The organism is Arthrobacter sp. ISL-69 (genome assembly GCF_018613775.1).
Classification (GTDB): Bacteria; Actinomycetota; Actinomycetes; order Actinomycetales; family Micrococcaceae; genus Arthrobacter.
In genome coordinates this window covers 34531-60790 of record NZ_JAGGPO010000024.1, presented here as the reverse complement: position 1 = coordinate 60790, position 26260 = coordinate 34531, and the positions used below count along the sequence as shown (strand labels likewise).

The 26260-nt window shown below is 65.1% G+C and carries 26 protein-coding genes; 17 read left to right on the top strand and 9 right to left on the bottom strand.

The annotated features are described in order from the left end of the window. Nucleotides 1-10: 10 nt before the first annotated feature. The 7 genes from J7I79_RS17655 (at nucleotide 11) to metE (ending at nucleotide 8071) form a co-directional block, all read left to right on the top strand. On the top strand, nucleotides 11-934 hold the full coding sequence (locus J7I79_RS17655) for a DUF58 domain-containing protein (RefSeq protein ID WP_214955401.1): 924 nt from the start codon (nucleotides 11-13) through the stop codon (nucleotides 932-934). After that, on the top strand, nucleotides 924-1409 hold the full coding sequence (locus J7I79_RS17650; protein WP_214955400.1) for a hypothetical protein: 486 nt from the start codon (nucleotides 924-926) through the stop codon (nucleotides 1407-1409). The genes J7I79_RS17655 and J7I79_RS17650 overlap by 11 nt, the downstream gene beginning before the upstream one ends. After that, complete coding sequence (locus J7I79_RS17645; RefSeq protein ID WP_214955399.1) at nucleotides 1400-2413, top strand: VWA domain-containing protein; 1014 nt, start codon at nucleotides 1400-1402, stop codon at nucleotides 2411-2413. The genes J7I79_RS17650 and J7I79_RS17645 overlap by 10 nt, the downstream gene beginning before the upstream one ends. Next, nucleotides 2410-3420, top strand: a complete 1011-nt coding sequence (locus tag J7I79_RS17640) for a VWA domain-containing protein (RefSeq protein ID WP_214955398.1) — start codon at nucleotides 2410-2412, stop codon at nucleotides 3418-3420. The genes J7I79_RS17645 and J7I79_RS17640 overlap by 4 nt, the downstream gene beginning before the upstream one ends. Nucleotides 3421-3494: 74 nt before the next feature. Then, entirely contained in the window at nucleotides 3495-4214 is a 720-nt protein-coding gene (locus J7I79_RS17635) for a hypothetical protein (protein WP_214955396.1), read from the top strand. A gap of 432 nt (nucleotides 4215-4646) precedes the next feature. Next, nucleotides 4647-5618 (top strand): methylenetetrahydrofolate reductase, encoded by a 972-nt coding sequence (locus J7I79_RS17630; RefSeq protein WP_214955394.1) that lies wholly within the window; start codon nucleotides 4647-4649, stop codon nucleotides 5616-5618. Nucleotides 5619-5725: 107 nt separating this feature from the next. Next, a complete protein-coding gene (metE, locus tag J7I79_RS17625; RefSeq protein ID WP_214955392.1) occupies nucleotides 5726-8071 on the top strand; it encodes a 5-methyltetrahydropteroyltriglutamate--homocysteine S-methyltransferase in 2346 nt (781 codons plus the stop codon). A gap of 77 nt (nucleotides 8072-8148) precedes the next feature. Here the strand turns inward: metE and J7I79_RS17620 are convergent, their stop codons facing one another. Beyond that, nucleotides 8149-8655: a DUF2004 domain-containing protein gene (locus J7I79_RS17620; protein WP_214955390.1), complete on the bottom strand. Its 507-nt coding sequence runs from the start codon at nucleotides 8653-8655 to the stop codon at nucleotides 8149-8151. Between the two features lie 98 nt (nucleotides 8656-8753). Between J7I79_RS17620 and J7I79_RS17615 the strand changes: the two genes are divergently transcribed. Beyond that, nucleotides 8754-10154 (top strand): aldehyde dehydrogenase family protein, encoded by a 1401-nt coding sequence (locus J7I79_RS17615; protein WP_214955388.1) that lies wholly within the window; start codon nucleotides 8754-8756, stop codon nucleotides 10152-10154. 3 nt (nucleotides 10155-10157) lie between these two features. Here J7I79_RS17615 and J7I79_RS17610 read toward each other — a convergent pair whose 3' ends face one another. Beyond that, entirely contained in the window at nucleotides 10158-11072 is a 915-nt protein-coding gene (locus tag J7I79_RS17610; protein ID WP_214955386.1) for a LysR family transcriptional regulator, read from the bottom strand. 210 nt (nucleotides 11073-11282) lie between these two features. Here J7I79_RS17610 and J7I79_RS17605 point away from each other — a divergent pair, with 210 nt between their 5' ends. The 7 genes from J7I79_RS17605 to nrdF all read left to right on the top strand — a co-directional run bounded on the left by J7I79_RS17605 (nucleotide 11283) and on the right by nrdF (nucleotide 19302). Further along, nucleotides 11283-12707: an FAD-dependent oxidoreductase gene (locus J7I79_RS17605; protein ID WP_214955384.1), complete on the top strand. Its 1425-nt coding sequence runs from the start codon at nucleotides 11283-11285 to the stop codon at nucleotides 12705-12707. Continuing rightward, on the top strand, nucleotides 12707-13438 hold the full coding sequence (locus J7I79_RS17600) for a DUF1365 domain-containing protein (protein WP_214955382.1): 732 nt from the start codon (nucleotides 12707-12709) through the stop codon (nucleotides 13436-13438). The genes J7I79_RS17605 and J7I79_RS17600 overlap by 1 nt, the downstream gene beginning before the upstream one ends. Next, entirely contained in the window at nucleotides 13435-14856 is a 1422-nt protein-coding gene (locus tag J7I79_RS17595) for a class I SAM-dependent methyltransferase (RefSeq protein WP_396020209.1), read from the top strand. Before J7I79_RS17600 ends, J7I79_RS17595 begins: the two co-directional genes overlap by 4 nt. A 437-nt stretch (nucleotides 14857-15293) precedes the next feature. After that, the gene (nrdH, locus tag J7I79_RS17590; protein ID WP_104173085.1) at nucleotides 15294-15539 is read left to right on the top strand and encodes a glutaredoxin-like protein NrdH; all 246 of its coding nucleotides are present in this window, start codon (nucleotides 15294-15296) and stop codon (nucleotides 15537-15539) included. Between the two features lie 40 nt (nucleotides 15540-15579). Next, nucleotides 15580-16053 carry a class Ib ribonucleoside-diphosphate reductase assembly flavoprotein NrdI gene (gene nrdI / locus J7I79_RS17585; protein ID WP_181038801.1) on the top strand — a complete coding sequence of 158 codons (474 nt, stop codon included), beginning with the start codon at nucleotides 15580-15582 and terminating at the stop codon, nucleotides 16051-16053. Between the two features lie 2 nt (nucleotides 16054-16055). Beyond that, nucleotides 16056-18239: a class 1b ribonucleoside-diphosphate reductase subunit alpha gene (nrdE, locus tag J7I79_RS17580; protein WP_396020208.1), complete on the top strand. Its 2184-nt coding sequence runs from the start codon at nucleotides 16056-16058 to the stop codon at nucleotides 18237-18239. Nucleotides 18240-18327: 88 nt separating this feature from the next. Beyond that, nucleotides 18328-19302, top strand: a complete 975-nt coding sequence (gene nrdF / locus J7I79_RS17575; RefSeq protein WP_214955378.1) for a class 1b ribonucleoside-diphosphate reductase subunit beta — start codon at nucleotides 18328-18330, stop codon at nucleotides 19300-19302. 191 nt (nucleotides 19303-19493) lie between these two features. On the opposite strand, the gene J7I79_RS17570 is transcribed toward nrdF, so the two are convergent. Next, the gene (locus J7I79_RS17570; protein ID WP_214955376.1) at nucleotides 19494-20282 is read right to left on the bottom strand and encodes an SDR family oxidoreductase; all 789 of its coding nucleotides are present in this window, start codon (nucleotides 20280-20282) and stop codon (nucleotides 19494-19496) included. A 101-nt stretch (nucleotides 20283-20383) separates the two neighbouring features. Between J7I79_RS17570 and J7I79_RS17565 the strand changes: the two genes are divergently transcribed. Both J7I79_RS17565 and J7I79_RS17560 read left to right on the top strand, forming a co-directional pair. Beyond that, nucleotides 20384-21010 (top strand): TetR/AcrR family transcriptional regulator, encoded by a 627-nt coding sequence (locus J7I79_RS17565; protein WP_214955374.1) that lies wholly within the window; start codon nucleotides 20384-20386, stop codon nucleotides 21008-21010. Nucleotides 21011-21110: 100 nt separating this feature from the next. Next, on the top strand, nucleotides 21111-21584 hold the full coding sequence (locus tag J7I79_RS17560) for a hypothetical protein (protein ID WP_251042950.1): 474 nt from the start codon (nucleotides 21111-21113) through the stop codon (nucleotides 21582-21584). On the opposite strand, the gene J7I79_RS17555 is transcribed toward J7I79_RS17560, so the two are convergent. The 6 genes from J7I79_RS17555 to J7I79_RS17530 all read right to left on the bottom strand — a co-directional run bounded on the left by J7I79_RS17555 (nucleotide 21557) and on the right by J7I79_RS17530 (nucleotide 26256). Next, nucleotides 21557-21985, bottom strand: coding sequence for a VOC family protein (locus J7I79_RS17555; RefSeq protein ID WP_311380606.1), 429 nt, complete (start codon nucleotides 21983-21985; stop codon nucleotides 21557-21559). The two genes, J7I79_RS17560 and J7I79_RS17555, sit on opposite strands and share 28 nt — an antisense overlap. 100 nt (nucleotides 21986-22085) lie before the next feature. Beyond that, on the bottom strand, nucleotides 22086-22898 hold the full coding sequence (locus J7I79_RS17550; protein WP_214955372.1) for an alpha/beta fold hydrolase: 813 nt from the start codon (nucleotides 22896-22898) through the stop codon (nucleotides 22086-22088). A 49-nt stretch (nucleotides 22899-22947) separates the two neighbouring features. Beyond that, the gene (locus J7I79_RS17545) at nucleotides 22948-23454 is read right to left on the bottom strand and encodes a DUF2087 domain-containing protein (RefSeq protein ID WP_251042949.1); all 507 of its coding nucleotides are present in this window, start codon (nucleotides 23452-23454) and stop codon (nucleotides 22948-22950) included. A 310-nt stretch (nucleotides 23455-23764) separates the two neighbouring features. Further along, a complete protein-coding gene (locus J7I79_RS17540) occupies nucleotides 23765-25147 on the bottom strand; it encodes an HNH endonuclease signature motif containing protein (protein WP_214955368.1) in 1383 nt (460 codons plus the stop codon). A 73-nt stretch (nucleotides 25148-25220) separates the two neighbouring features. Next, a complete protein-coding gene (locus J7I79_RS17535) occupies nucleotides 25221-25916 on the bottom strand; it encodes a maleylpyruvate isomerase family mycothiol-dependent enzyme (protein WP_214955366.1) in 696 nt (231 codons plus the stop codon). Between the two features lie 43 nt (nucleotides 25917-25959). Then, nucleotides 25960-26256, bottom strand: a complete 297-nt coding sequence (locus J7I79_RS17530; RefSeq protein ID WP_214955365.1) for a hypothetical protein — start codon at nucleotides 26254-26256, stop codon at nucleotides 25960-25962. Nucleotides 26257-26260: the final 4 nt, after the last annotated feature.

Here is a 26260-nt window from a genome sequence, read left to right as displayed (position 1 = left end):
GCGCGCCCCTATGTCCAGCCTCCTGACCCGGGTGAAATCGAAGATGTCGATCTTCGCCCACCGCAAGGCCCGAGGAATGCTCGACGGCGAATACGGTTCCGTCTTCAAAGGCCGCAGCCTGGACTTTGACGACCTCCGGGCCTACATCCCCGGAGACGAAGTCCGCGACATCGACTGGAAAGCGTCCGCCCGGCACGGCTCCCCGCTCATCAAGCGTTATGTTGCCGTGCGGCGGCAGACCTTGCTGCTGATCACGGATACCGGCCGCAACATGGCTGCCTCCGCGCTCGGCGGCGAGGAGAAGAAGGACATTGCCGTAATGGCCCTGGGCGTGGTGGGCTACCTTGCCCAGCGCCACGGCGACGTCGTGGGCCTGGTCTGCGGTGACGCTGAGGGCTCCCGGTCCTTGCCCGCAAAGGCCGGCGAAGCCCACCTTGAAAGGCTACTGCGCGCCGTCGACGGCGACACGGGGCTGACGTCGCCCCGCAGCAGCATCGGCGAACAGCTGTCCTATGTGGCACGCAACTACGGGCAGCGCATGCTGCTCTTTGTTGTGGCCGACGAAATGGTTCCCGATGCCGCCATGGAGCGGCTGCTTCGCCGGCTCCGGGCCCAACACGAGGTCCTTTGGCTGACGGTGCGGGACGCGCAGCTGGCCGCAGCCGGCCCGGGCAGGTTACAGGCCGGCGGGATACAGGCGGCCGCCACCCAACCCGCCGACCGCTACGACGTGGCGGACTCCCGCCTCCTCCCCGGCCGGCTGGCGGCATCGGAGGCTGTCATCCGTGCGTACACGGCGGCGCAGGAACAGCGCGATGCAGCCCGGGAGGCCGTGCTGCGCCGGCTGGGCATTGCCCACGTCCACGCGGGCAGCAGCCACGATGTGATGCCAGCCGTGTTCACCTTGCTGGAACGGCACCGCCGTGGAAAATGATTCCGGTTTCTATGCCCCGCTGACGTACAGCGCGTGGTTGACGTGGGCCGGCCTGGGCCTGCTGTTCATCGTGGCCGCCTGGCTTGCCTTCGTCTTCCTGAGCACCCGGCAACGGACGGGTACGGTGCCCGCTGCACCCTCCGGGCCGCCGTCGGAACCGTCCGGCCTCAAGCGCGACTACCTGCGCCGCATCGATGCCGTGGCCGTCGACGCGGCGGCCGGCCGGGTGTCGGCGCGCGACTCCCACCAGGAGCTGAGCCTGCTGATCAGGAGCTTTGTCCGCGACATTGCCGGGATCGACGCTCCGCGGATGACCCTGGCGGAACTCCACCGGCAGGGCATTCCGGCGGCCGCGTTGGCCATCAGCAGCCTCTATCCGGCGGAATTCGGCCCTGAGCCCCGGGATACTGAACCCCGCGACTCTGTCGCGGCCGCGGCGGAAACGGCCCGGGAGGTTGTCCGGACATGGAACTGATTTTCTGGTGGATGATTCCGGCGGCACTCCTGATGGCCGTGGGAACGTACTGGGTGGCCCGGAAGCGGGACCGGAGCAACGGTTCCCTCCGGCGGCCTGTGGCCCACAGCCACCGGCTCACCGAACTGCCGGAGTACCAGGCCGCTTTGAGGCGTCACCGCCGCTGGCTCACTGTTGCCGCGGTCGCCGGGGGAGTGCTGATGGCAGCGGCAGTGGTTTCGGCGGCACGGCCGGCCGAGCGAAGCACGGTCAGCCCCGAGCAGCGTAACCGCGACATCATCCTCTGCCTGGACGCGTCGGGATCCATGAGCAGCGCCGACGCGGCAGTGGTGGAAGTCTTCGCCCGGCTGGCACAGGGATTCGACGGCGAACGGCTGGGCCTGACCGTCTTCGACAGCAGCGCGGTGCAGGTGTTCCCACTGACTGATGACTATGACTTCGTGCAGGAACAGCTTCAGGTTGCCAAGGAAGCGTTCGACGGGGCACCCGGAAGCGCCGGTTTCCTGGACGGCACCTGGAACGGCGCCGGGTCCTCGCTGATCGGTGACGGGCTGGCTTCGTGCGTGCAGGGCTTCCCGGCGGCCGATGAGGGTGGGCAGGCCGGAGCCGGCGGCACACAGGAACGGTCGCGATCCGTCATCTTGGCCACCGACAACTTCGTCTCGGGTGATCCCATCTTCACCCTCGAGGAAGCGGCGGCGCTGGCCAAGAAGAAGGACGTCCGCATGTACGCCCTCAACCCCGGAGACTTCGACTATGGGACGGACCCGGCCCAGCCCGGCGCCCAACTGCGCACGGCAGCGGAAGGGACGGGCGGGGCGTACTATCCGCTGGACAGCCCGGAAGCGGTCCAGGACATCATCCGCAAGGTCCAGGCGACGGAGGCCACCGCGTTCAAGGGCGCCCCGCAGGCCGCCGTGGCGGACCGCGCCGAGATCCCGCTGGGAATCGCCTTGGTGTCCGGCCTGGTGCTGGCTGGCGCGTCCTGGAGGCTGAGGCCATGACCTTTCAGCCGATCTGGCCCTGGTGGGTCATGGTTCCGGTGATTCTCGCCGCCGTCGTTGTCCTGGCATGGACGGCCGTCCGAAGCCGGCCCGACCGCGCGGGACTCCGCGGCGCGTTGCTGCCGGCGGGACTCGTGGTTCTGCTTTTGTTGGCGGCCCTCCGGCCTGGTGTACCCGGCGGGAGCGTCCGGGCTGCCGCAACCGACTTGAATGTCTTTTTTTTCGTGGACACCACCAGCAGCATCGCAGCCGAGGACTACGGAAACGGCCGCCCCAGGCTCGACGGCGTCCGGAAGGACATCATGGCCATAGCCGGTGAGCTCGCCGGAGCCAGGTTCTCCATGATCACGTTCGACTCCCAGGCCGTGGTCCGGATGCCGCTGACCACGGACGCCTCCGCCCTCGACACCCTGACCGGTGTCCTGGAGCCCCAGGTCACCGTGTATTCCACGGGCAGCAGCGTGACGGTTGCCCGGACTCTGCTTAACGAACGGCTGAAGGCAGCACGGGACAGCCACCCTGAGCGGGCCCGGATTGTGTACTACCTTGGCGATGGCGAGCAGACCAGCGGCAAGGCACCGGAGCCGATGCGCGTGGATGCCTCGCTGGTGAACGGCGGCGCGGTACTCGGTTACGGTACCGCGCAGGGCGGCCGGATGAAGGAGAAGACCAACTATTCATCCGCCGCGGGCACCGACTACATCCAGGACCGCAGCGGCGGAAGCGCCGGGGACGCCGTGTCCCGAATCGACGAGGACATGCTGAGGGGGATCGCAGCGCAGCTCGGTGTGCCGTACGTGCACCGCGCGGCAGGGGATGCAGTGGCCCCGATGATGCAGGCGGCCAAGCCCGGGGCACTGAAGGAAGCGTCGGAGTCCCTCGAGGGCCGGGTGGAACTCTACTGGGCGCCGGCGCTGGCCGCGTTCGTCCTTGCCCTGTGGGAGAGCCTTAGGGTTCTTCGCCAGCTGAGGCAGCTCAAGCCGGCGGAAAAGGGGGCCCGCGCATGAACAGCGATCAGTTCCCGCCAACTCCGTCGCAAGAGGGAAAGCCGAACCAGGGAAAGCCAGTTCAGGGAAGACACTTGCGGCGCCGCCTGCTGCTTGTATCCGTTGTGCCCGTGCTGCTTGCACTGGCGCTCGCCGTCAAGCTGCTGAGCGTCGGCCACCTGGGCGGCCAGGCTGCGGGGGCATTCGGCAGCGGCGACCAGGCTACCGTCGCGTCCGCGGCCTCCGGGCTGGGAATCGCGAATTTCGTGGAACGGCACAAGGCGCCCTTTGCCGCCGGCGATGCCCTGGTGCTGAGCGGGGACTATGCCGGCGCCCGCACCTTTTTCGAGGCATCCCTGGCCGACGCCACGCCGGCCGACGAGTGCAAGGTGCGCGTCAACCTGGTCCTGAGCATCGAACGGCTGGCCGACCAGACTGCGGAGCCCGGCAACGCCGGCACTGAAGCCGCGAAACTTTATGACGATGGCCTGGCCGTGGTCAAGGCAGCCCCGCCCGGGTGCTTTAGCCCGGAAGGAAGCCAGGGCAACGCCAACGGAGCTGACGGGGAAGGCGACCGCCTGCGGGAAGCCGAAGAGCGGCTGCAGGCCAAAGCGGACAAGCTCGGAAGCCCGGCGGCGGAACCCGGGGACGGTGCGGATGAGCAGCCGCAACCCGACTCCGAGCCGCAGCAGAGCCAGCTCGACAAGCTCGGGGAGTCCGCCAAGTCCGCGCAGCGGGAGCGGAACGACGGCAGGCAAAGGGACGAATACCTGAACGGCGCCGACTCCGAAACCGGGGCCGAGAAGCCCTGGTAGCGGGGAACGCGGCGGGCCCGGAACCGTGGGCAGTCCGCCGATGGATTCCGGGCGCTGGTCGATTCGGTGCTTTTGGGCGAACAATGTTCTGTGCCGTGACGCAACAGGGCGTAAAGGTGCGTCTTAATTCGGCGGCCAGCTTGAACGCTCCGGAGGCGGGCCCTAGAGTCATATACAAGTTACCGACGTAACGTGTCAGCGATCCTCCGCATTGGATGTGCCGCCCAGCGGCCGCCAGGAGGGTGTGGGTGCCCCCATGTGGGCCTGACATTTGCTCACGGAGAACTTCTTGTCAGGCGTAACAGTCGCGGCTGCGCCCTGCCGAAGTTCACTCCGTGTTCCCCAAACTCAAATTCATTGACGGTTCGGCAGTTCCGAGGTCCCATGGACTGAGGCGCAGCTGCCGCCAATGGCTCAAAGCCAAGGACGCAAATGTCTCCACCTAGCCTTATTGACACACACCCGAATCTCTCCGACACTGCTCCGGTGGCGCTCTCCTATGAGCTGTTCCCGCCGCGTTCCCCGGCTGCCGCCGAATCGCTCTGGACCACCATCCGCGAGCTGGAATCCACGGACCCGGACTACGTGTCCGTGACCTACGGCGCCAGCGGTTCCAACCGGGACACCGCCGTCGAACTCATCAACCGGCTCCTGCTGGAGACGACGCTCCGCCCGCTGGCACACCTGACCTGCGTGGGCAACACGCCCCAGGAGCTGTCCGAAATCATCGGTGAACTGCTCGACGTCGGCGTCCGCGGCATCCTGGCGCTTCGCGGTGACCAGCCCAAGGACGGCGGGACCCCCGTCGTCGGCTCCCTGCGCTACGCCCAGGACCTCATCGAACTGATCCGCCGCGTGGAGCAGCGCCGTTCGGCCCTGCTGTGTGCCGGCAAGGTGGCGGTCGGCGTGGCCGCGTACCCCACCCGGCATCCGGAGTCGCCCACGGAGGCCCACGACGTCGAAGTGCTGCTGGCAAAGCAGCGCTCCGGTGCCGACTTTGCCATCACGCAGGTGTTCTTCCACACCGAGCAGTTCGCCGACCTCATCACGAGGGCACGCCGGGCGGGAGTCACGATTCCCATCATCCCGGGCGTTATGCCACTGACCAGCGTGCGCCGGCTGACCCGCCTGGGTGAGCTCACCGGCGTCGAACCCGCTCCGGAACTGATGGCACGGCTGGCCGCCGCGGACAGCGACGCCGAACGCCGGCTGATCGGCGTCCGCGCCACGGTGGATCTGGCCAATGCCGCCCTGGACGCCGGAGCACCGGGAATCCACCTCTACACCTTCAACGAACATGCGTGCGCGCTGGAGGTCCTGGACAAGCTGGCGCTGCCGCGGCCCGCCCGTCCGGCGAGCAGGCTCAGTGCCATTGCCCGCCGCCACCAGGAAATGGCGAGCTGAGGTTCGGCCCCGCCCGAAAGCACTGCCCGATCCCCTTAGCACCAAGCAGGTAGCACCTGCAGCACCGAACACCCCCGATTTTCACCAACACATCCAAGGAATTTCACATGACTGAGCAGAACACCCCGGCCGTGGCCACTCCGTTCCCGTCCGCCTCGATCCTGGGCTACCCGCGCATCGGCCGCCGCCGCGAACTGAAGAAGGCCATCGAAGCCTACTGGGCCGGCAAGATCGACGCCGCCGCGCTTGACGCCGCCGCCAAGGAAATCCAGCTGGGCACCGCCAAGCGCCTGCAGGGCCTGGGCCTCACCGAAGCCGCAGCCGTACCCGGCACCTTCTCCTTCTACGACCAGGTGCTCGACGCCGCCGCCCACCTCGGCGCCGTGCCGGCCCGTTTCGGCAACCTTCTCAACGCTGAGGGACAGCTGGACATCGACGGCTACTTCACCCTGGCCCGCGGCAACAAGGACCAGCAGCCGCTGGAAATGACCAAGTGGTTCGACACCAACTACCACTACCTGGTGCCGGAAATCGGCCCGGAAACCCACTTCGCGCTGGCCTCCAACCGCATCGTTGAAGAATTCGAATACGCCCTCGCCAACGGTGTGGAGACCCGCCCGTACATCGTCGGCCCGGTCACCTTCCTGCTCCTGAGCAAGGCTTCCGACGACGCCCCGGCCGGCTTCAGCCCGCTGTCCCGCCTCGAGGACGTCCTACCGGTCTACACCGCGCTGCTGGAAAAGCTCGCCGCCGCCGGCGCCAGCTGGGTCCAGCTGGACGAGCCCGCCCTGGTGGTTGACCAGGACACCTCTGCCGAAGAGATCCAGGCCGCGGTGGCCCGCTCCTACGAGGTCCTGTCCTCGGCAGCGCAGCGCCCGCAGCTGTTCGTTTCCACCCCGTACGGTGCACTGAACGGCCAGCTCGGCACCCTTGCCGCCACCAACATCGACGCCCTGCACATCGACGTCTTCAAGGGCGCCGTCCCCTCCGCAGCAGCACTCGCCGCGCTGGGCAGCAAGACCCTGGTTGCCGGCGTCGTGGACGGCCACAACATCTGGCGCAACGACCTGCAGGCCTCGGCGGACAAGATCGCCGAACTGAAGAAGTCCGTGGCCAAGCTGGCTATCAGCACGTCCACCTCCACCCAGCACGTCCCGCATGACGTCGAGGAAGAGGCGCAGCTGTCCGAGCAGCTCCGCAGCTGGCTGGCCTTCGCCGACCAGAAGGCCGTTGAGGTTGTGACCCTTGCCGGCCTGCTGACCGACGCTGCCGCCGTGCAGCCGGCCATCGACGAGGCCACCCGCATCATCGCCAACCGCGCCGCCGCCGAGGGCGTCCAGCGCGCCGACGTGCGTGCCCGCACCGCGGCCCTGACCCCGGCCGACTTCAACCGCTCCGATTACTCGGTCCGTGAAGCCGCCCAGGAAGAGGCCCTGCACCTGCCGCCGCTGCCCACCACCACCATCGGCTCCTTCCCGCAGACCTCCGAAATCCGTTCGGCCCGTGCCCGCAACAACAAGGGCGACCTCACCAACGAGCAGTACGAGCAGCTCATGAAGGACGAGATCAAGCGCGTTGTGGAGCTGCAGGAAGAGCTCGGCTACGACGTCCTGGTGCACGGCGAGCCCGAGCGCAACGACATGGTCCAGTACTTCGCCGAGAACCTGGAAGGCTTCGACGTCACGGTCCACGGCTGGGTCCAGTCCTACGGCTCACGCTGCACCCGCCCGTCCATCCTCTGGGGCGACGTCACCCGCAGCGCCCCCATCACGGTGGCCTGGGCCGAATACGCCCAGTCGCTGACCAGCAAGCCGATGAAGGGCATGCTCACCGGTCCGGTCACCATCCTGGCCTGGTCCTTCGTCCGCGACGACCAGCCGCTGGGTGAGACCGCCAACCAGGTGGGCCTGGCTCTCCGCGACGAAATCGCCGACCTCGAAGCCGCCGGCATCAAGGTCATCCAGGTGGACGAGCCCGCCCTGCGCGAACTCCTTCCCCTGCGCAAGGCCGACCAGGCCTCCTACCTGGACTGGTCCGTGAACTCGTTCCGCCTGGCCACCGCCGGTGCTGCCGACGCCACCCAGATCCACACCCACCTGTGCTACTCCGAGTTCGGCGCCATCATCGACGCCATCGACGGACTGGATGCGGACGTCACCTCCATCGAGGCCGCACGTTCACGCATGGAGGTTGTCCACGACCTCGAGTCCCACGGCTTCGGCCGCGGCGTTGGCCCGGGCGTCTACGACATCCACTCGCCGCGCGTCCCGGGTGAGCAGGAAGTCACCGAGCTGCTCAGCACCGCTGTGAAGCACGTTCCGTCCCGCCAGCTCTGGGTCAACCCGGACTGCGGCCTGAAGACCCGCGGCTACGCCGAGACCGAAGAGTCCCTGCGTAACCTCGTCGCGGCCACCAAGACGGTCCGCGCCGAACTGCTCGAAGCAGCCAAGTAACAGCACCGCACAAAAGTACGACGGCGGCCAGTCACCTCAGGTGACCGGCCGCCGTCGGGCTTTAACAATCGATTGCTTTACGACTCCCAAACGATTTCGTCGTCCACCACGCCGTCCTCGTCGGCGGAAGCCACCAGCACCTCATCGGTGAAGTGCTCGCCCAGCGTGAAGTCCAGGACGAAGTAGCGTTCGGGCTGGCCGGGGTAGATGCCCACATGGCCCAGCTTCAGGGCCTTCAGGAACACGGCATTCGTCAGCTGGCTCCTGTCCTCCACGCCGAACACCTTCTTGAGGTGCTCGTCCTTGATGGCATTGCAATGGAAGTGGCGGTACTCCTGGGGGCTGGTGCCCTCCTGGTCCAGCTCCTCGGCAATCATGTCCCGCACCTGGTCCACGAGCTCGGGCAGATACCGCAACCTGTAGTCCACCTTGTGCATGGCCGCCTCGTCGAAGTGGTCATGCGCGTTGATGTTCAGGTCCAGTTCAACCGGCCGACCCGACAATTCATGTTTGGCGGCGATGTTATGGTCCCGGCCGTGGTTGAGCTCGATCTCTCCAAAGTGGCGGCTGAGTACCTTGTTCATATCTTCAACATAGTCCTCTCGGGCAGTCCATTCCAGCATCGGGGATTTTTTATCTGGGACGGGACCGGGCGGGGTCCCCGCGCAGGTACATTGATCGGATGCACACTGCTGCCGCCGCCGTCGCCCGATCCCGCGAGCTTTTCGACAGCGGGGCGACCCGTCCGCTGGCCTGGCGCCTCGAACAGCTGGGCAATCTGCGCAGGATGCTGACTGAGCGCGGTGGCGATTTTGCCGGCGCTCTGCTCAGCGACCTGGGCAAGCACCGGAGCGAATCGCAGCTGACCGAAATTGGATTCGTCACCGCCGAGGCGGCCCACCTGGAACGGCACCTGGCGGCGTGGCTGCGGCCCCGCCGGGTCGACGTGCCGCTCGCCGTGCGGCCGGCCAGGGCCTGGACCGAGCTGACTCCGCTCGGGGTGGTGCTGGTGATCGGACCCTGGAACTACCCGGTGCAGCTGACCCTCGCACCGGTCGCCGGAGCCCTTGCCGCCGGCAACACCGTGGTCCTGAAGCCGAGCGAGCATGCCCCGGCCACGTCGGCCGCCCTGGCCCGCTGGGTGCCCGAGTACCTGGGCGGCGCCGCCGAGGTGGTGGCCGGCAGCATCCCTGAAACCACGGCCCTGCTGGCGGAACGTTTCGACCACATTTTCTTCACGGGAGGGAAAAACGCCGCCCGCGTGGTCATGCGGGCTGCGGCCAAACACCTGACGCCGGTGACCTTGGAACTGGGAGGCCGGTGCCCGGCCTACGTCGACGGCACTGCTGACCTGGCGACCACGGCCAGGCGCATCGCCTGGGGCCGGTTCGTGAACGCAGGGCAGACGTGTGTGGCGCCCGACTATGTGCTGGGCGCCCCCGAGGTGCTGGACGCCCTCGAGCCGCAGCTGGTCCGGGCCATCACCTCAATGTTCGGAACGGACCCGTCGGCCAGCGTCTCCTATGGCCGGATCATCGACGACCGGCACTTCGTACGGCTCGCGGAGCTGGCTGACGGAAGCACGGTGGTCCACGGCGGCCAGCGGGACCGGGGCAGCCGGTACTTTGCGCCGACCATCCTGCGGCCCGAACCCGGCGATGCTGTCCTGGACGAGGAAATCTTCGGCCCGCTGCTGCCGTTGGTCCCCGTCACCGGAAGGGACGAGGCCATACGCATGATCAACGCCGGTCCCAAGCCGCTCGCCGTGTACGTCTTCAGTCCCGATGACAAGGTCCGGGGGTCCTTCGCGGAGAATACGTCCTCCGGTGCCCTTGCTTACGGGGCGCCGGCGGCGCACGCCGCGGTCCCGGGGCTCCCGTTCGGCGGGGTCGGCGCCAGCGGCATGGGCGCCTACCACGGAGAACATTCCGTGCGGACGTTCTCGCACGAGCGGGCCAGCCTGGACAAGCCTATGTGGCCGGACACCATCGGGCTGGCCTATCCGCCGTACGGCAAGGCAAAGGACCGGCTGGTTACCGCCCTGCTCTCCTATGCAGGGCGGGTGCCGTTCCGTTCCCGCTAGTTTTTACGGGGTGGTTCCCAAGCTGTGCAGCGTATCGGCCAGGAGCTCGACGAAGAGCTGGACCCTGGCCGTCTGCTTGTCATTGATCAGCAGGGCAAAGACGTTCCTGGCCAGCCTGATCTCCGGAACGTCAAGCACCACCACTCCGGCGGGCCGGTGCCGCAGGGCAAGTTCAGGGACGAGGGCGGCGCCAAGCCCCGCGGCGGTCATTTCGAGGCTCGCATGGAAGTCATCGCTGTAGGCGACGACCCGGGGGTGCAGGTTGCAGCTGGCGAACAGCCGTTCAATCACCGTCGCGTCGCTAGTGCCCGGGTGGTGGACAATCCACGGCATGTCGGACAGATGGTCCGCCGCCACCTTGGCGTCGGTGCGGAAACCCCAGGCCGCGGGAAGCACCACACGGAAGTCGTCGTCGCCGATCCACTGCCGGTTCACCGTATGCGGCCACGCCAGGCCGGACTGGCCCACCTGGTAGACCAGGGCTACATCGAGTTCGCCGCCGGTGCGCAGCCCCTGGATGGTCTGCGCGGGCTCGGCCACGGAAACCCGGAGGTCGATGCCGAGCTTCTTCCATGCCGGGTTCCGCAGGATCAGCGGCAGGACGTAGGTGGCGAGGCTGGGGAAGATGCCCAGCCTGAGTTCCTGGCTGGTGGCGTCGTGGGTCCTGGCGGCAGCCGCCATGAGGGCCTCGATGTCCGTCAGGACCTTGGCGGCATGCCGGGTCATCACCAGGGCGGCTTCTGTGGGGTGAATGCTTCTGGCCGAGCGCTGGAAGAGATCCACGCCGGTGTCCCGCTCCAGGGCGGACATCTGCTGGGAGACGGCGGAGGCCGTGTAGCCGAGCCGGTTGGCTGCCGCCGCGAATGAACCCAGCCGGGTGACCTCCACCAGCGTCCGCAAATGAACAGGGTTAATCAATGGTTGCCCTTCGCCTTCGGAAATCCCGCTTCATTGTGGCATATCGCCCCGCGGCCCCGGAATGTCGGCGTCCGTGGGCTGCATCCATGGCGGAGAAACGCGCCAAGGCGGCCGGCTGGAATTAAGACTCATCCGGGCACCTCTCGGTTACGAATTCCCCATAAGACGATCCATCAGGATGATTCAGGCCAAGCCAACAGGAGCAGATCAGTGTCGCAAGCAGCAACGATTCCGGACGGCCGGCGGATAGCCGTGATTGGCAGCGGCGTGGCAGGACTGACCGCAGCCTATGTCCTGAACCAGCGGGACGACGTGACCCTTTTCGAGGCGGAGTCCCGGCTGGGCGGACATGCCCATACCCACGAGGTGATGCAGGCGGACGGCCCTGCCCTGGGCGTAGACACCGGCTTCATCGTGCACAACGAACGCACGTACCCCACGCTGCTGCGGCTCTTCGCGGAGCTGGGCGTTGAGACGCAGGACTCCGAGATGAGCATGTCCGTCCGCTGCGACGGGTGCGGGCTTGAATACGCCGGGGCCCGAAAAGGGCGCGGCATCATCCCCAGGCCCTCCACCCTGCTGCGCGGACGGTACCTGCTGATGCTGCTGGAGGTGACGCGGTTCCACCGCCGTGCCCGCGCCCTGCTGGCCGGGGAACAGCCAGCCACCGCGGATGCCGGCCAGGACGGCATGACTTTGGCAGACTTCCTGGCCCGGGAGAAGTTCAGCCGCTACTTCGTTTCGCACTTCATGACCCCCGTGGTCAGCGCCGTGTGGTCGTGCGATCCTGCCACCGCACTGGCCTACCCGGCACGCTATCTATTCACCTTCCTGGCCCACCACGGCCTCCTGGGTGTCGCGGGCTCGCCGCAATGGCGGACCGTGACCGGCGGATCCCGTGCGTACGTGGACAAGGTGGCCGCCACCCTGCCGGACGTCCGGCTCGCCAGCCCGGTCACCTCCGTGCGCCGCCATGCGGAGGGGATCGAACTCACCACCCCGCAGGGCAGGGAAAGCTTCGACGCCGTCGTGATCGCCACCCATCCCGGGCAGGCGCTGCGCATGCTCACCGACGCCTCGCCGGCGGAGAAGGACGCCTTGGGCAACATGCCCTACTCGGTCAACCAGACAGTCTTCCACCGCGACGAGGCCGTCCTGCCGTCCAGCGGCAATGCCAAGGCCTCCTGGAACTACCGGCTGCCGTCCTGCGACGCGCGGCCGGACAAGGTCCTGGTCAGCTACGACATGACGCGCCTGCAGCGGCTCGCACCTGCCGACGGGGGCCGCTACATCGTGAGCCTGGGGGAGTCCGAACTCATCTCCGACGACACGGTCCTGGACAGGATGGTCTACGAACATCCGCAGTACACGCCGGACTCCCTGCGTGCCCAGCAGCAGATCCTGGCATTGGGGGACGGGCGCCTGGCCTTCGCCGGCGCTTACCACGGCTGGGGTTTCCATGAGGACGGCGCACTCTCCGGCGTTAGAGCTGCCGCCCGGCTTGGCCGGAATTGGAAGCCGAGAAACATGGAACAGCAACCCGTCCCTTCCAATCCCGCGTTGTCCGATTCAGGCCTGTCCGATCCCGGCTTGCCCCATTCCTCCCTGCAGGGCGCAGCCGCGGAGGGAGCCTGATGAGTACCCAGGCAGCCATCTACCGCACGTCCATCGCCCATGTGCGCCGCACACCGCTGCACAACGCGTTCACGTACCGCAGCTATAGCTGGTACGTCGACGTCGACCGGCTCCCGTCCGTGCCCTGGCCGCTCAGGCCACTCGTGGATTTCCGCGTCGCGGACCACCTGGGAGACCCGGACGGCTCGCTCCGCGGCAACGTGGAACGGTTCCTCCGGACCCGGGGGATAGAGCCCGACGGCGGCAGGATCACCATGCTGGCCAGCGCCAGGGTGTTCGGCCACGTCTTCAACCCGCTCAGCCTGTTCTGGTGCCATGGCGCCGCCGGGGACCTGCGCTGCGTCGTCGCCGAAGTGCACAACACTTACGGTGAGCGGCACTGCTACCTGCTCGAAACAGACGCCGCCGGCCGGGCCAGCGTTCCCAAGGCTTTTTACGTTTCTCCGTTCAACGACGTCGAAGGCCAGTACCGGATGAAACTGCCGGTACCGGGGGAGCGCCTCGCAGTATCCATCGTGCTGGAGCGCGAAGGACACCAGCCTTTTGTGGCCACCGTTGACGGCGAACGCCATGAGGCCTCCCTCCCGAACATCCTCGCCGCCGCGCTCGCCGTTCCCCTGGCGCCGCTGCGCGTAGCCGCGCAGATCCGGTGGCAGGGCATCAAGCTCTGGGCGCGCCGGCTGCCCCTCATCAGACGACCACACCACCCCTCACAGGAGGCAGTTCAGTGACAATGACCGAAACGACCGGATCCGCCGCGGGACAGCCTGCGAACCAGGGTTCCACCCCGGCCCGGACCGGCCTCGCCCCCGACAGCGCAGCTCCTTACACCGTTCCGCAGCCGCCCGCAGTGATCGACGCCGACGTGTGGCCGAGCATCGCCACGGTTCCCACGAGCCTCAAGGCGCTGGTGGCCGGCCGGGGCGCCGATGCCATCTTCAAGGCCGCAGTACGGAGGCTTCCCCTCGAAGTCCGCTACCCGGACGGGACAGTCCTTGGCAGGGCAGCGGTGCCAGGCCAGAGCCATCCGGTGATGACCATGAACCGTCCGGAAGCCTTTGCTGCCCGGCTCGGCGACGGCGGGCTGATCGGCCTGGGGGAGTCCTACATGGCAGGAGACTGGGACGCCGATGACCTCACTGCGGTAATGGAAGTCTTCGCCGCCCGCGTCGGGACGCTCGTGCCTGAGCCGCTGCAGAAACTGCGGGCACTTTACCTCCCGCGCCAGCCGCGCAGGGAACGCAACACAGAGCAGAACACCCGCTCGAACATCTCGCGGCACTATGACCTCTCCAACGAGCTGTTTGCCTCGTTCCTGGACAGCACCATGACGTACTCCAGCGCACTCTTTCCGGAGAGCGGCGACGCCCTGCGGACCGTTGCCTGGGACGGTTTCGCCGCCGCCCAGCAGGCGAAGATCGACCGGCTGCTGGACAAAGCCGGCGTCGGGCAGGGGACACGGGTCCTGGAAATCGGCACCGGCTGGGGCGAACTCGCCCTCCGGGCGGCAGCACGCGGAGCCACCGTCTACTCCGTCACGCTGTCCAGCGAACAGCAGGAGCTGGCCCGCCAGCGCGTGGCGGAGGCCGGCTACGCGGACGCCGTCTCCATCGAGCTCAAGGACTACCGGGCGGTGGAAGGCGAGTACGACGCCGTCGTGTCGGTCGAAATGATCGAGGCCGTGGGCTACGAGTACTGGGCCACGTACTTCCAGACGATCGAGCGCGTCCTTGCTCCGGGCGGCAAGGTGGCCATCCAGGCCATCACCATCGCCCACGACCGCCTGATCGCCACCCGGACCAGCTACACGTGGGTGCACAAGTACATCTTCCCCGGCGGCGTCATCCCGTCCGTCCGGGCCATCGAAGAAATCACCGAGAAGCAGACCGGGCTCCGGGTCCGCGAACGCCTGGCCATGGGCGACCACTACGCACAGACCCTGCGCCTCTGGGAGGAGCGGTTCATGTCCCGCGCCGACGAGGTGGCGGCCACGGGGTTCGACGCGATTTTCCAGCGGATGTGGCTTTTCTACCTTTGCTACTCCAGGGCCGGCTTCGAGACGGGCTACCTTGACGTCCAGCAGATTGTCCTGGACCACGCAGCATCCAAGCGCGCAGCCGGCGGTCCCGGCTCCAATCCGCGCTCGTAGTTCCGTTCATCACATCGGGGGTCCTGACGAAGCATTCAGGACCCCTTTTGTGTGCCCCGCGACACGCGCCCGGCGCCGCCGCGACACGCCGTCCACCACGCGACACGCAGGGGATTAAATGTGGCTAAGTACTCCACAGGGTGTGGATTTCGTCCTTGAAAACAGCAGAAACACGGACATTTTTCACCCCATGGCCTGTGGATTAACGGTGCATTAAATGACATACTTGTAATACATCATCTTGGGGTTCGTCCGGGGCGCTTGCACTACATGTAGTATCGACATACAGATTGACCGGGGCATCTGCGTCAGACATAAACATGCATATAGGCTGCCTGGGCAGCCGCCGGCGAGACCAGTATTCGGACATGGATTCCAGTTCGGGCAGGGCTCGCGGATTACGAAGAGCAATGACTTCAACAAAGGGGACAGGGACCATGACTGTAACGGTTTACACAAAGCCGGCCTGTGTTCAGTGCAACGCGACCTACCGTGCGCTGGACAAGAAGGGCATCACCTACCAGAGCGTCGACATCTCGCAGGACGCGGATGCACTCGAGCGCCTGAAGGCCCTGGGCTACATGCAGGCTCCCGTTGTGGTTACCGAGCAGGACCACTGGTCCGGATTCCGTCCGGACAAGATCGAGGAACTGGCACTGGCTGCCGCATCCTCCGTCGCGTAGGGGCAAATTTCCCACCAACAACACAGGCGAGGTGACTCCCGTGGCAGCACTGGCATTGGCCGATGCTCCCCTTGGGGCTCAGGCCGTCAACACGACCCAAAGCCAACTCATCTATTTTTCCTCGGCATCCGAGAACACCCGGCGCTTCGTTGAGAAGCTTGGCCGGGATGTGGCCCGGATTCCCCTGTATCAGCGTGAAGCTGAGCTCGTCGCCACCGAACCCTTCGTCCTGGTGGTTCCCACCTACGGGGGGACCGGCGGCGAAGGCTCAGTGCCGAAACAGGTGATCCGGTTCCTCAACAACCCGCAGAACAGAAAACTGATCCGCGGGGTGATCGGCGCAGGAAACACAAATTTTGGGGACAACTTCTGCATGGCCGGCGACATCATCGCCTTCAAATGCCAGATACCGCACCTCTACCGCTTCGAACTCATGGGGACGCCTGACGACGTCCGCCTGGTAAATCAAGGATTGGACAAGTTTTGGACACTACTGTCGCAGACACAGAAGTAACCATGCCTGAGGGTCAGGGCTCCCGCGCGGGAGCCGCCGTCGAGAAGACCGCAGAGAAGCCCGCGCTGCCTGCCGCCTACAAAGGCCTGGGCTACCACGAGCTGAATGCCATGCTGAACCTGTACGGACCGAACGGCGAGATCCAGTTCGAGGCGGACCGCGAGGCTGCCCACCAGTACTTCCTGCAGCACGTCAACAACAACACCGTGTTCTTCCACGACCTGGAAGAGAAGCTCGACTACCTCGTGAAGAACCAGTACTACGAGCGCGAGACCCTCGACCAGTACACGATGAACTTCATCCGCGAGCTCTACAAGCGCGCATACAAGAAGAAGTTCCGTTTCGAGACCTTCCTCGGCGCCTTCAAGTTCTACACGTCCTACACGCTGAAGACATTCGACGGCAATCGCTTCCTGGAGCGCTACGAGGACCGCGTCTGCATGGTGGCCCTGCACCTGGCCCGCGGCGACGAGCAGCTCGCCCTGCAGATGGTGGACGAGATCATCGAGGGCCGCTTCCAGCCGGCCACGCCCACGTTCCTCAACGCCGGCAAGCGCCAGCGCGGCGAACTGGTTTCCTGCTTCCTGCTGCGCATCGAAGACAACATGGAGTCGATCGGCCGCTCCATCAACTCCGCCCTGCAGCTGTCCAAGCGCGGCGGCGGCGTGGCCTTCGCGCTGACCAACATCCGCGAAGTCGGCGCCCCGATCAAGCAGATCGAAAACCAGTCCTCCGGGGTCATCCCCGTGATGAAGCTCCTCGAGGACAGCTTCTCCTACGCCAACCAGCTCGGTGCCCGCCAGGGTGCCGGAGCCGTGTACCTGCACGCCCACCACCCGGACATCTACCGGTTCCTGGACACCAAGCGGGAAAACGCGGACGAGAAGATCCGTATCAAGACCCTCTCGCTCGGCGTCGTGATCCCGGACATCACATTCGAGCTGGCCAAGCGCGACGAGGACATGTATCTGTTCTCCCCGTACGACGTCGAACGCGTCTACGGCATGCCGTTCTCCGACGTCTCGGTCACCGAGAAGTACTACGAGATGGTGGACGATTCCCGGATCAAGAAGACCAAGATCAAGGCCCGCGAGTTCTTCCAGACCCTCGCCGAGATCCAGTTCGAATCCGGCTACCCGTACATCATGTTCGAGGACACCGTGAACCGGGAAAACCCGATCGACGGCAAGATCATCATGTCCAACCTGTGCTCCGAGATCCTTCAGGTCTCCCAGCCCACCACGTACCACGATGACCTGTCCTACGACCAGACCGGCAAGGACATCTCCTGCAACCTGGGTTCGCTGAACATCGCGAAGACCATGGATTCGCCGGACTTCGGCCTGACCATCGAGACGGCCATCCGGTCCCTCTCCGCTGTGTCCGACATGTCCAACATCACCTCAGTGCCTTCCATCGCCCGCGGCAACGACCAGAGCCACGCCATCGGGCTGGGCCAGATGAACCTGCACGGGTACCTGGCTCGCGAGCGGGTCCACTACGGTTCCGAAGAGGGCCTGGACTTCACCAACATCTACTTCTACTCGGTGGTGTACCACGCGATCCGCGCCTCCAACCTGCTGTCCATCCAGACCGGGCAGACCTTCGGCGGCTTCGAGAAGTCCAAGTACGCCTCCGGCGAGTTCTTCGACAAGTACACGGAGCAGGAGTGGGTGCCGCAGACCGAGAAGGTCGCGGAGCTGTTCAAGAACATCCACATCCCCACGCAGGATGACTGGCGCGAGCTGAAGGCTTCCGTCATGGAGCACGGCATCTACAACCAGAACCTGCAGGCCGTCCCGCCGACGGGCTCGATCAGCTACATCAACAACTCCACCTCCTCGATCCACCCGGTGGCGTCCAAGATCGAGATCCGCAAGGAAGGCAAGCTGGGCCGCGTGTACTACCCGGCGCCGTACCTGACGAACGACAACCTGGAGTACTACCAGGACGCGTACGAGCTGGGCTACGAGAAGGTCATCGACACCTACGCCGCCGCCACGCAGCACGTGGACCAGGGCCTGTCCCTGACGCTGTTCTTCAAGGACACCGCCACCACGCGCGACATCAACAAGGCCCAGATCTACGCCTGGAAAAAGGGCATCAAGACCATCTACTACATCCGTCTCCGCCAGCTCGCGCTGGAAGGGACAGAGGTGGACAACTGCGTCAGCTGCATGCTGTAGCAACCGCCACCGGTTGAGTACGACGGCGGGCGCCCGCCCGCCGTCGTACGCTTAAGTTAACGAAGAACCCAACTTTTTAGGGGATGACATGACCGAAAAGGTCAAGCTGCTTAGCCACGTCGAGGCGATCAACTGGAACCGCATCCAGGATGAGAAGGATGTGGATGTCTGGAACCGCCTGGTCAACAACTTCTGGCTTCCGGAGAAGATCCCGCTGTCCAACGACGTGCAGTCGTGGGCCACGCTGACCCCGGACGAGCAGCAGCTCACCATGCGTGTGTTCACCGGGCTGACCCTGCTGGACACCATCCAGGGCACTGTCGGCGCCGTCTCGTTGATCCCGGATGCGATCACTCCGCATGAAGAAGCCGTGTACACGAACATCGCCTTCATGGAGTCCGTGCACGCCAAGAGCTATTCCTCCATCTTCTCCACGCTGGCCTCCACTAAGGAGATCGACGAGGCGTTCCGCTGGTCCACTGAGAACGCGAACCTTCAGAAGAAGGCCCAGATCGTCATGGACTACTACCAGGGCGACGATCCCCTGAAGCGCAAGGTGGCCTCGACGCTGCTGGAGAGCTTCCTGTTCTACTCGGGCTTCTACCTGCCCATGTACTGGTCCTCACGGGCCAAGCTGACGAACACGGCCGACCTGATCCGCCTGATCATCCGCGACGAGGCCGTGCACGGCTACTACATCGGCTACAAGTTCCAGAAGGGCCTGGAGAAGGTTTCCGAGGAGCGCCGCCAAGAGATCAAGGACTACACCTTCGAACTGCTCTTCGAGCTGTACGAGAACGAGGTCCAGTACACGCACGATCTCTACGACTCCGTCGGCCTGGCCGAGGACGTCAAGAAGTTCCTGCACTACAACGCCAACAAGGCGCTCATGAACCTGGGCTACGAGGCCATGTTCCCGGCTTCCGTCACCGACGTGAACCCGGCCATCCTGTCGGCCCTGTCCCCGAACGCGGACGAGAACCACGACTTCTTCTCGGGCTCCGGTTCGAGCTATGTGATTGGCAAGGCTGTTAATACTGAGGATGATGACTGGGACTTCTAGTCCTTCTTCTTCATCCGGCCAGGACCCCTATGCGTGCGCATGGGGGTCCTGTGTGTGAGATAACAAAATAGATGGCATTTTGACCAACTAGGTGGCACCGCGACAAACGACTTGGCGCGGTGCCACCTTTTTGCCCCGTTCTGGAGGCTACACATCGGCAGTACTCGCGCGCTGAAGACGTCAGGGCTGGACTAGTCCTGTACGGCTCGGCCGGCGATGGCGAGGGAGATGTGTCGGGGGAGGCGCTGGGCCATTCCGGCAAGCATGCGATTTCCCCAGCCGGAGACGACGCTTACGGGTGTAGTGCGGCGGTCGAGGGCGCGAAGGGCAGTGTCGATGACCTGGCTGGCGCTCTGCAGCCGGCCGACCGCTGCGGCCTGGCTCCCGAGTACATCGAAGAACTCGGTGCGGGTAGCCCCCGGGCAGAGTGCGAGCACACGAAGGCCCGATTCCTTTGTCTCGTGTGCCAGCGCTTCCGTGAAGCTCAGGACAAAGGCCTTGGTTGCTCCGTAAACCGCCATTCCAGGCACCGGCTGAAATGCGGCGGTGCTGGCCACGTTGATGAGTGCGCCCTTTCCTGTGGAGAGCATCTCCGGGAGGAATGCCCGCGTGGTGTCGACGAGGGAAGCCACGTTGAGGGAGATCTCAGAGGCGATGATTGCGGGGTCTTCCTCCACCAACGGGCCGCGCGTGCCGAAGCCCGCGTTGTTGATCAGGGTGTCGATGCGGATACCGCGGCTGGTGAGCTCGTCGTGGACCTCCGTTCCGGCTCCCGGGCGGCTCAGGTCCTTCGATAGCGTTGTTACGGAAATGCCGTGGGCGTGGCGCAGCTCCCGGGCAAGATCCTCAAGCCTGTCGGTCCGCCGTGCAACCAGGACAAGGTTGGCCCCGCGCGCCGCAAACCGCGTGGCGAACTCGGAACCGAGCCCGGAGCTTGCTCCAGTGATGAGTGCCGTCGTTCCGGTGAAGGTCATGGTCATGTCGAATCCGATCTATGTTGCGGCTGCTTATGTAGCCAATGCCAACATAGTAGGCAGTGGCACCATTGTTGTCAATGACTACATCCTGGTTATACTGAAGCATGATCGACCAGCCCTACCATCACGGCAACCTCCGCGAGGCGTTGCTCGCACGTGCAACGGAAATCATCGAGGAAGCAGGCGTCGAGGGACTTTCCCTGCGGCAACTCGCACGTGACCTGGGCGTTAGCCACGCGGCGCCCGGAAAGCACTTCCGTGACAAACAGGCGCTTATCGATGCCCTAGCCCTTGACGGCTTCCGTGAAATGAACGTCCGGATAAAGGGGGCGTCCGAAGCTGACGGAGACCACCGTTCACGCTTTGTCCGGATCGCAAGAGCCTACGTGGACTTCGCAGTCACCCACCCGGTCCAGTTGGTCGTGATGCACTCCACCAAGCACCACCGGGATGCCAGCGAAGAACTGCGCAACATCGGCGAAGCCGGCATGCGGATCGCCAGAGGACTCATCGCAGAAGCCCAGGAAGCCGGGGAGCTGGCTTCAGGCGACGCCGAGAGGCTCGCGCTCGTATGCTTCGTGAGCCTCCATGGTGCCGCACTTCTGGCGGCGGGCGACCTCCTCGATGGAGCATCCGTGGACGACCTGACCCTTGCGACAACCGACCTGTTGTGGGCGGGAATGGTCGCAGGCATGCCCGCGCCCCACGGTAGCTTGCCCGATCGCGCCTGAGATGCCATCGCCACGCGCCTCCAGGAGTCTCTCTTGACAGGCCAACGACCACGGGACTCCTATCGAGTACGTACATGAAATAAGAGAGGGGGTGGTGGCTATGCCTGCCATCCAAACTACCCCGGGGAACCAGACCCGTCTCCGGGCGGGAGCCGCTGTCATGACGCTTGCCGGGCTGGTCTTCGTTGCGTACGCCGTAGTCTTCCTGGGACTCAACTTTACGGGCGCCTTCCTCGAGCTGGGCGTCGGCCTCGACCAAGTGGACAAGGGGATGGCGGAGGTCGAGGCGTTCAGCCCGCAGCTGCATCACTACATCAGCCATCTGCACATTGCGCTCAGCGGCTTCATCGCTGCGACTGGACTGGCCATCGCATGCCAGTCCTGGTACGGAGTGCGGCGAGGAGAACGGTGGGCCTTCGCCACAGCCGTTGTGGTCCCGACCGTCGGACTCGCAGTGGCCCTCCTACAGCGGAATGCGAAGCCATGTGATGAAAAACGACTGAGATTCCGAACTGTGCCGCTGATGTGCGGAATGGAATCTCACATCTACCGAAGGTTCTTCGGAGCAAGTTGAACAGTCGCCACAAGCTCTATCTCGAAACCATCGGAGTTGGTCAGGTATGCCGCATAGTGGTCCGGACCACCCGCATGCGGGTACTTGTCGGCAAACAACTGGCTCCAACCGTGCTGTGAACTCTCCCGCGCCAGAGCGTCCACACGCTGCCGGTTTCCGGCCTTGAACGCCAGGTGATTCAGTCCGGCCGAGGTGCGCTGGTGCTCGCGGCTACTCAGGTCCGGGGATTCCTCCACGACGATGTAAAGACCGCCCCGTCGCCAACTGATTCCATTTGTCCAGATTTGATAGGTTTCATATCCCAAGCTGGAGAGAATCCAGCCCCATTCATCCTTGGCCCTCTTGAAGTCGGGCACCCACAGTTCGATATGGTGCATGGCACCTTCGGAATCATCGTCCACGTCGCGAGTCTCTCACACACCTCGTGGCTATGTGGCCGTGTCGCCCGATGACCGCGTCGCCTGCCTTATCTGGGCGGGTCGCGCAGCACTGCCGATTACGTCATGTCGTCGAGTGCTCCCGCACACGCGTGAGCCATTCGGCAACAAGGGCTTGGACGAGGCCGGGTTGCTCGTGCATCAGAGCGTGGCCGGCGCGATCAAGTACGCCAAATGTGGCGCGGGGGTAGTGCTCGATCAACGCCCCAGGGCCTGTGTATCCTGCCGTGGCATCCTGTCGCCCTGCAAGGACCATCACTGGATGAGGATAGGCTTTCGAAGCTTCCGGCCGATCCCGTAGCTCCCAGTGCGAAAAGATTCGCATCAGGCCCGACTCGTCAGCGAGCGAGTCTGCGGGAGCCACATGTTCCTGGAACCGGCGCAGCGTTTCAGCCGTCTGCACAACGAAGTAGCTGCGGTACGTAGCCTCGAGATCCGGGTCCAAATCGCCGGTCAGGTCGTCCGACGAAACAAGGACCTCGTGCGTGGGTACGTCATGTGTATGCGCGCCAACCGGGCAGATTAGCGCCAGCCCGACGGCCTGATCAGGTCTCAGATTGGCAATTGCCCGGGCTAGGTAGCCACCGTAAGAGTGGCCAATGACAAGAAACGGTTCATCACCAATGACGCTGTCGATAAGGCCAAGCAGGAGATCAAGTACGTCATCGTTGCCCGTGATCGTCTCGGGCGCCGGGGTGCGGCCCATCCCGGGCAGGTCCGGATACAGGCGCCGAAAGCCTGGAACGTTGGAGAATATCGGTTCAAGAGCGCCGGCGATCTCGCGGTGATCCACGCCAGCCCCGTGCAGAGCGAGAACGGGCGTACCGCTGCCGTGCTCGGCGTAATGCACAGGCACGTCGCTGACCGTGACTTCCATCCAGACAGTGTAGTGCGCATCCGACTGCGGAGATGCGGCACCCGAGCGCCTATCTTCCCTCCGGCCGGGAGTAGGACGAGCCCGAGGGGGTCCGTTCCAATAGTCCGAAGTCGATCATGTAGCGGCGCAGCATCACGACGTCATCGGTATAGCTGAGGAGCCGTTCATTAATCCGTTTTTCCGTCAGACGTTCGCCCGGCTCGATGGCTTCGCTGACAATCCACGCCAGGAGCTCCCGCCGTTCCGCCATGTTGGCCGGATACCTCTCGATCCTGCCCAGGCGCATGAAGCGAGCAAATCCGGTCTGCGCCTGTCGCCGAGGTTGTTGCGTGAGGAGGTCCCGGAAGATCGCCTCAGGCGCCGCCAGTTCGCTGGCAGCATTCCGTTCGACGAGCCCGGACTCAAGCAGGGTGGCGATGGCACGTTTTCGCCTTTGGTCATTCAGCCCGGATATCTCCTCGGGGAGCCGGGCGCCGAGCACTATCTGGGCGTATGCGGTCCGCGTGTCGTGGTTGGCGAGGGTCGCGATCACCCGCCGCCAGTGCGGTCCGCTCATCCTCGTCCCTCCAGCCACAGCCTCTCCTCACTCTGCGTCTGAGCTGGTCACCGTCTACGTGGTCAACAGTCAAAATCGTAGTCCTGCAGGGGTGTAACGGAAACCGCAAGCAATGTTGCAGACACCGCTTGCAACATTGCGTCGTCGGACCCTTCGGTCGCCTCATCACCCCGCAGAACTGGCATGAGTCCCATCCGGTAAGTACCGTCGTCGTAACACCAGATTGGTATTCGGGCAGGCGCGGTCGGATCCAGTGTCCCGGAGTCCGTGTTCACTACCTGTCGGGGAATCAACGAGCGCAACGGCGCACTTATGCCGTGCGTCTGGTTCTGTGAGGATGATGGCGCGGAGCTGTTCCGGGCAGCGGTGGAGCAGTCGAGTAGTAGCTGTGACCGGTAGGCGTGGTCAGTTCAATTGAATGTCGGGGCCCTGGCCGCGGCCTTGCGTTCCAGCCTGCGATTTCTTTCGTTTGATTGCATGCCTCGCAGAGTCCGGCGCCGTTTCCGGCTCTCGTGGCGCCCCCGTTGTGCCACGGCACAACGTGATCGTAGTGGCGGATCGGGGCGTCACAGTACGGAGTGCGGCAGGTGGTGTCCCGGGCTTGGATAAACCGGCGCAGTGCTGCCGGGAAGAGTCTTGCTCGGGAGTCCATGGCGATCAGATCGCCTGTTCCGGGAGAGGTATATAGCCTGCGGAGCCAGATGTTGGGGGCATCCCCGCTGGCGTCTGCGGACCGGCCAGCGCCACTGTCCTTGGGGGAGCGGGGTTGTCCGGAACTGACAATCTCCCGGGCCCACCCAGCCGGTACGACACCGTAACCCCCAAACCGTGCTGGTTCACTATCGCCCTGAAATAGCGTCCGGTCGGTCATGATGAGCTGGATCTCAACCCCCGAAATGCCGCCGGGCGTGCCGGCGGTCCGTTCGACCAAGGCGTCAGCCATGATCTGACCGCGGGAGCGTGTGTCCCCGCCCGAGCGCAGGGTGTCGGCGTGACGGCTCAGCGCGGCGTGTACAGCCACACCATTTGCAACCGGGAGCAAGGCAGTCAGGTACGTCATGGTGTCCGGTGCCGGGCGCAGACTGACGTGCCGCTCGGCGGCAGCATGGCTGGCCCGTTCGGTGACCGAACGAGGGTCCCTGCGATAGGCGGCCGCCCGGGCCGCAGAGACCACTGCCCGGTCTCCGGCGCCGGCGAACGTCCCGGCATCGGCGCAGAGCTCTTCGTCAACCGCGCACCGGTCCGCGGCATTCAGGCATGCCGATTCCTTCACCAGCAGAGTTGCGCGCCATTCGTTCAACAGACCGACATCCAGCGCAGCCAGGGTGTGCGGCATCTCCGTCACCAGAGCCTTGGCAAGACCGAGGAGTCGGCTGCCGCGGGCGGGGGACTCACACCGTGCCAGCGCAATTTGGGCTGCGATGCCTTGGCCCAGCTCCGAAGTGGGTGTCCCCTTCTCAACCTGAGCGCGGCGCTCGACGCCATCAAATGCCACGGCAGCCCGTGCCTGCAGGCCTGCCGCAGCGGACTTTAGCTCCTCCAGTCCGCGCAGCTGATCGATCAGCCCGGCGCTATTGGTACTGAGCCGGACTGCGCCCAGCGCGACGATCAGGTCCTCTATTGAGGCGCCGTGAGGTGCAACGCCGTGTGGCGACCCGGCTCCAGTCGGCCGGAAATCCTGAATACCGTCCATAGCCAAAGTCTGCCAGCGACCTCTGACAATAAACGTGTTCCGCTTACGGCTGACCCCCGAGTCCGTTGCCGGCTCACGGTGTCAGCGGGCCACGCAGGACGCGAAGGGCAAGGGAAACGTCACCACCAATGACGGCCGTATCTTCGAGGTTTGACCGGCCCCAGAGGCCCAGATACATTTCGGGCAGTTGCGCGGTGATGGATGCCGCAGCGGGTCCCGGACCCACCGTCCAGCTGCCGGCCCCGGGCACGTGGAATGACACGGCCTTCTCCGGCTGCTGCATCCGCTCGAGCCGCAGCTGCCGCGGGGTGAACATGGCCAGGACCTCGTCGACGCCGTCGAGCATGAAGTCCGCTCCAAGGTCCGGCACCTCCCGGCCGGAAGCCTGGCTGGCATCGATGAGGTGGATGGTGTGTTCGTGCGCCTGACGGCGAAGCCAGAAACCGGCCGTGCGCGGCGGCGGTCCGAAGTTCCAGCACGGTGCCTCCGGGTCAAGTGCCGCCATAGTCTCGAGGAACGGTCCCGTGCCATCGAGAAACCACGCGGAGGCACCCAAGGCCGGGGGCGCCGGCTCCTCGACATATTTGCCGCCCAGAACCACGGCGGCCGCCCAGCGTTCGATTGAGCCGAGATGCCCGAACAGCTGATCGAGTGACCATCCAGGGCACGCCGGCACGGAACGCGACAGCACGTCGTCGGACTGGCGGGCGAGCGAGCTTAGTGTTTCAAGTGAGCTGGCCAGCTCGGCAAGATAGCGTTCGGACGACATGGGATGAGCCTAACTCGCGGCTTCGCTCCCAGCCCTGATGAGATTACGAACGGGAACGGGCTGCCTCTGAGTCGCGGTCAATCCTCACGTCAAAGTCCAGGCCGATGCCATTGCCTGACAGGCGGCGGAGGAGGTATGCGCGGAGCGCATCGTTGGTGGCAGTGTGCGCGCTGTGGATGGCTTCCCCGCTGAGGAGGGCAAACGAGTCGCCGACATGGAAGACCGTCAGGAAGCAGTCCTCGAGTTGGTCCGTCCGCAGGTTGCGGACGATTTCCCGGAAGCTGCCCTCCGAGCCGCTCCTGGGCATGGTTGTCACCGAAAAGGTCACTGTGCTTGGCATTCTC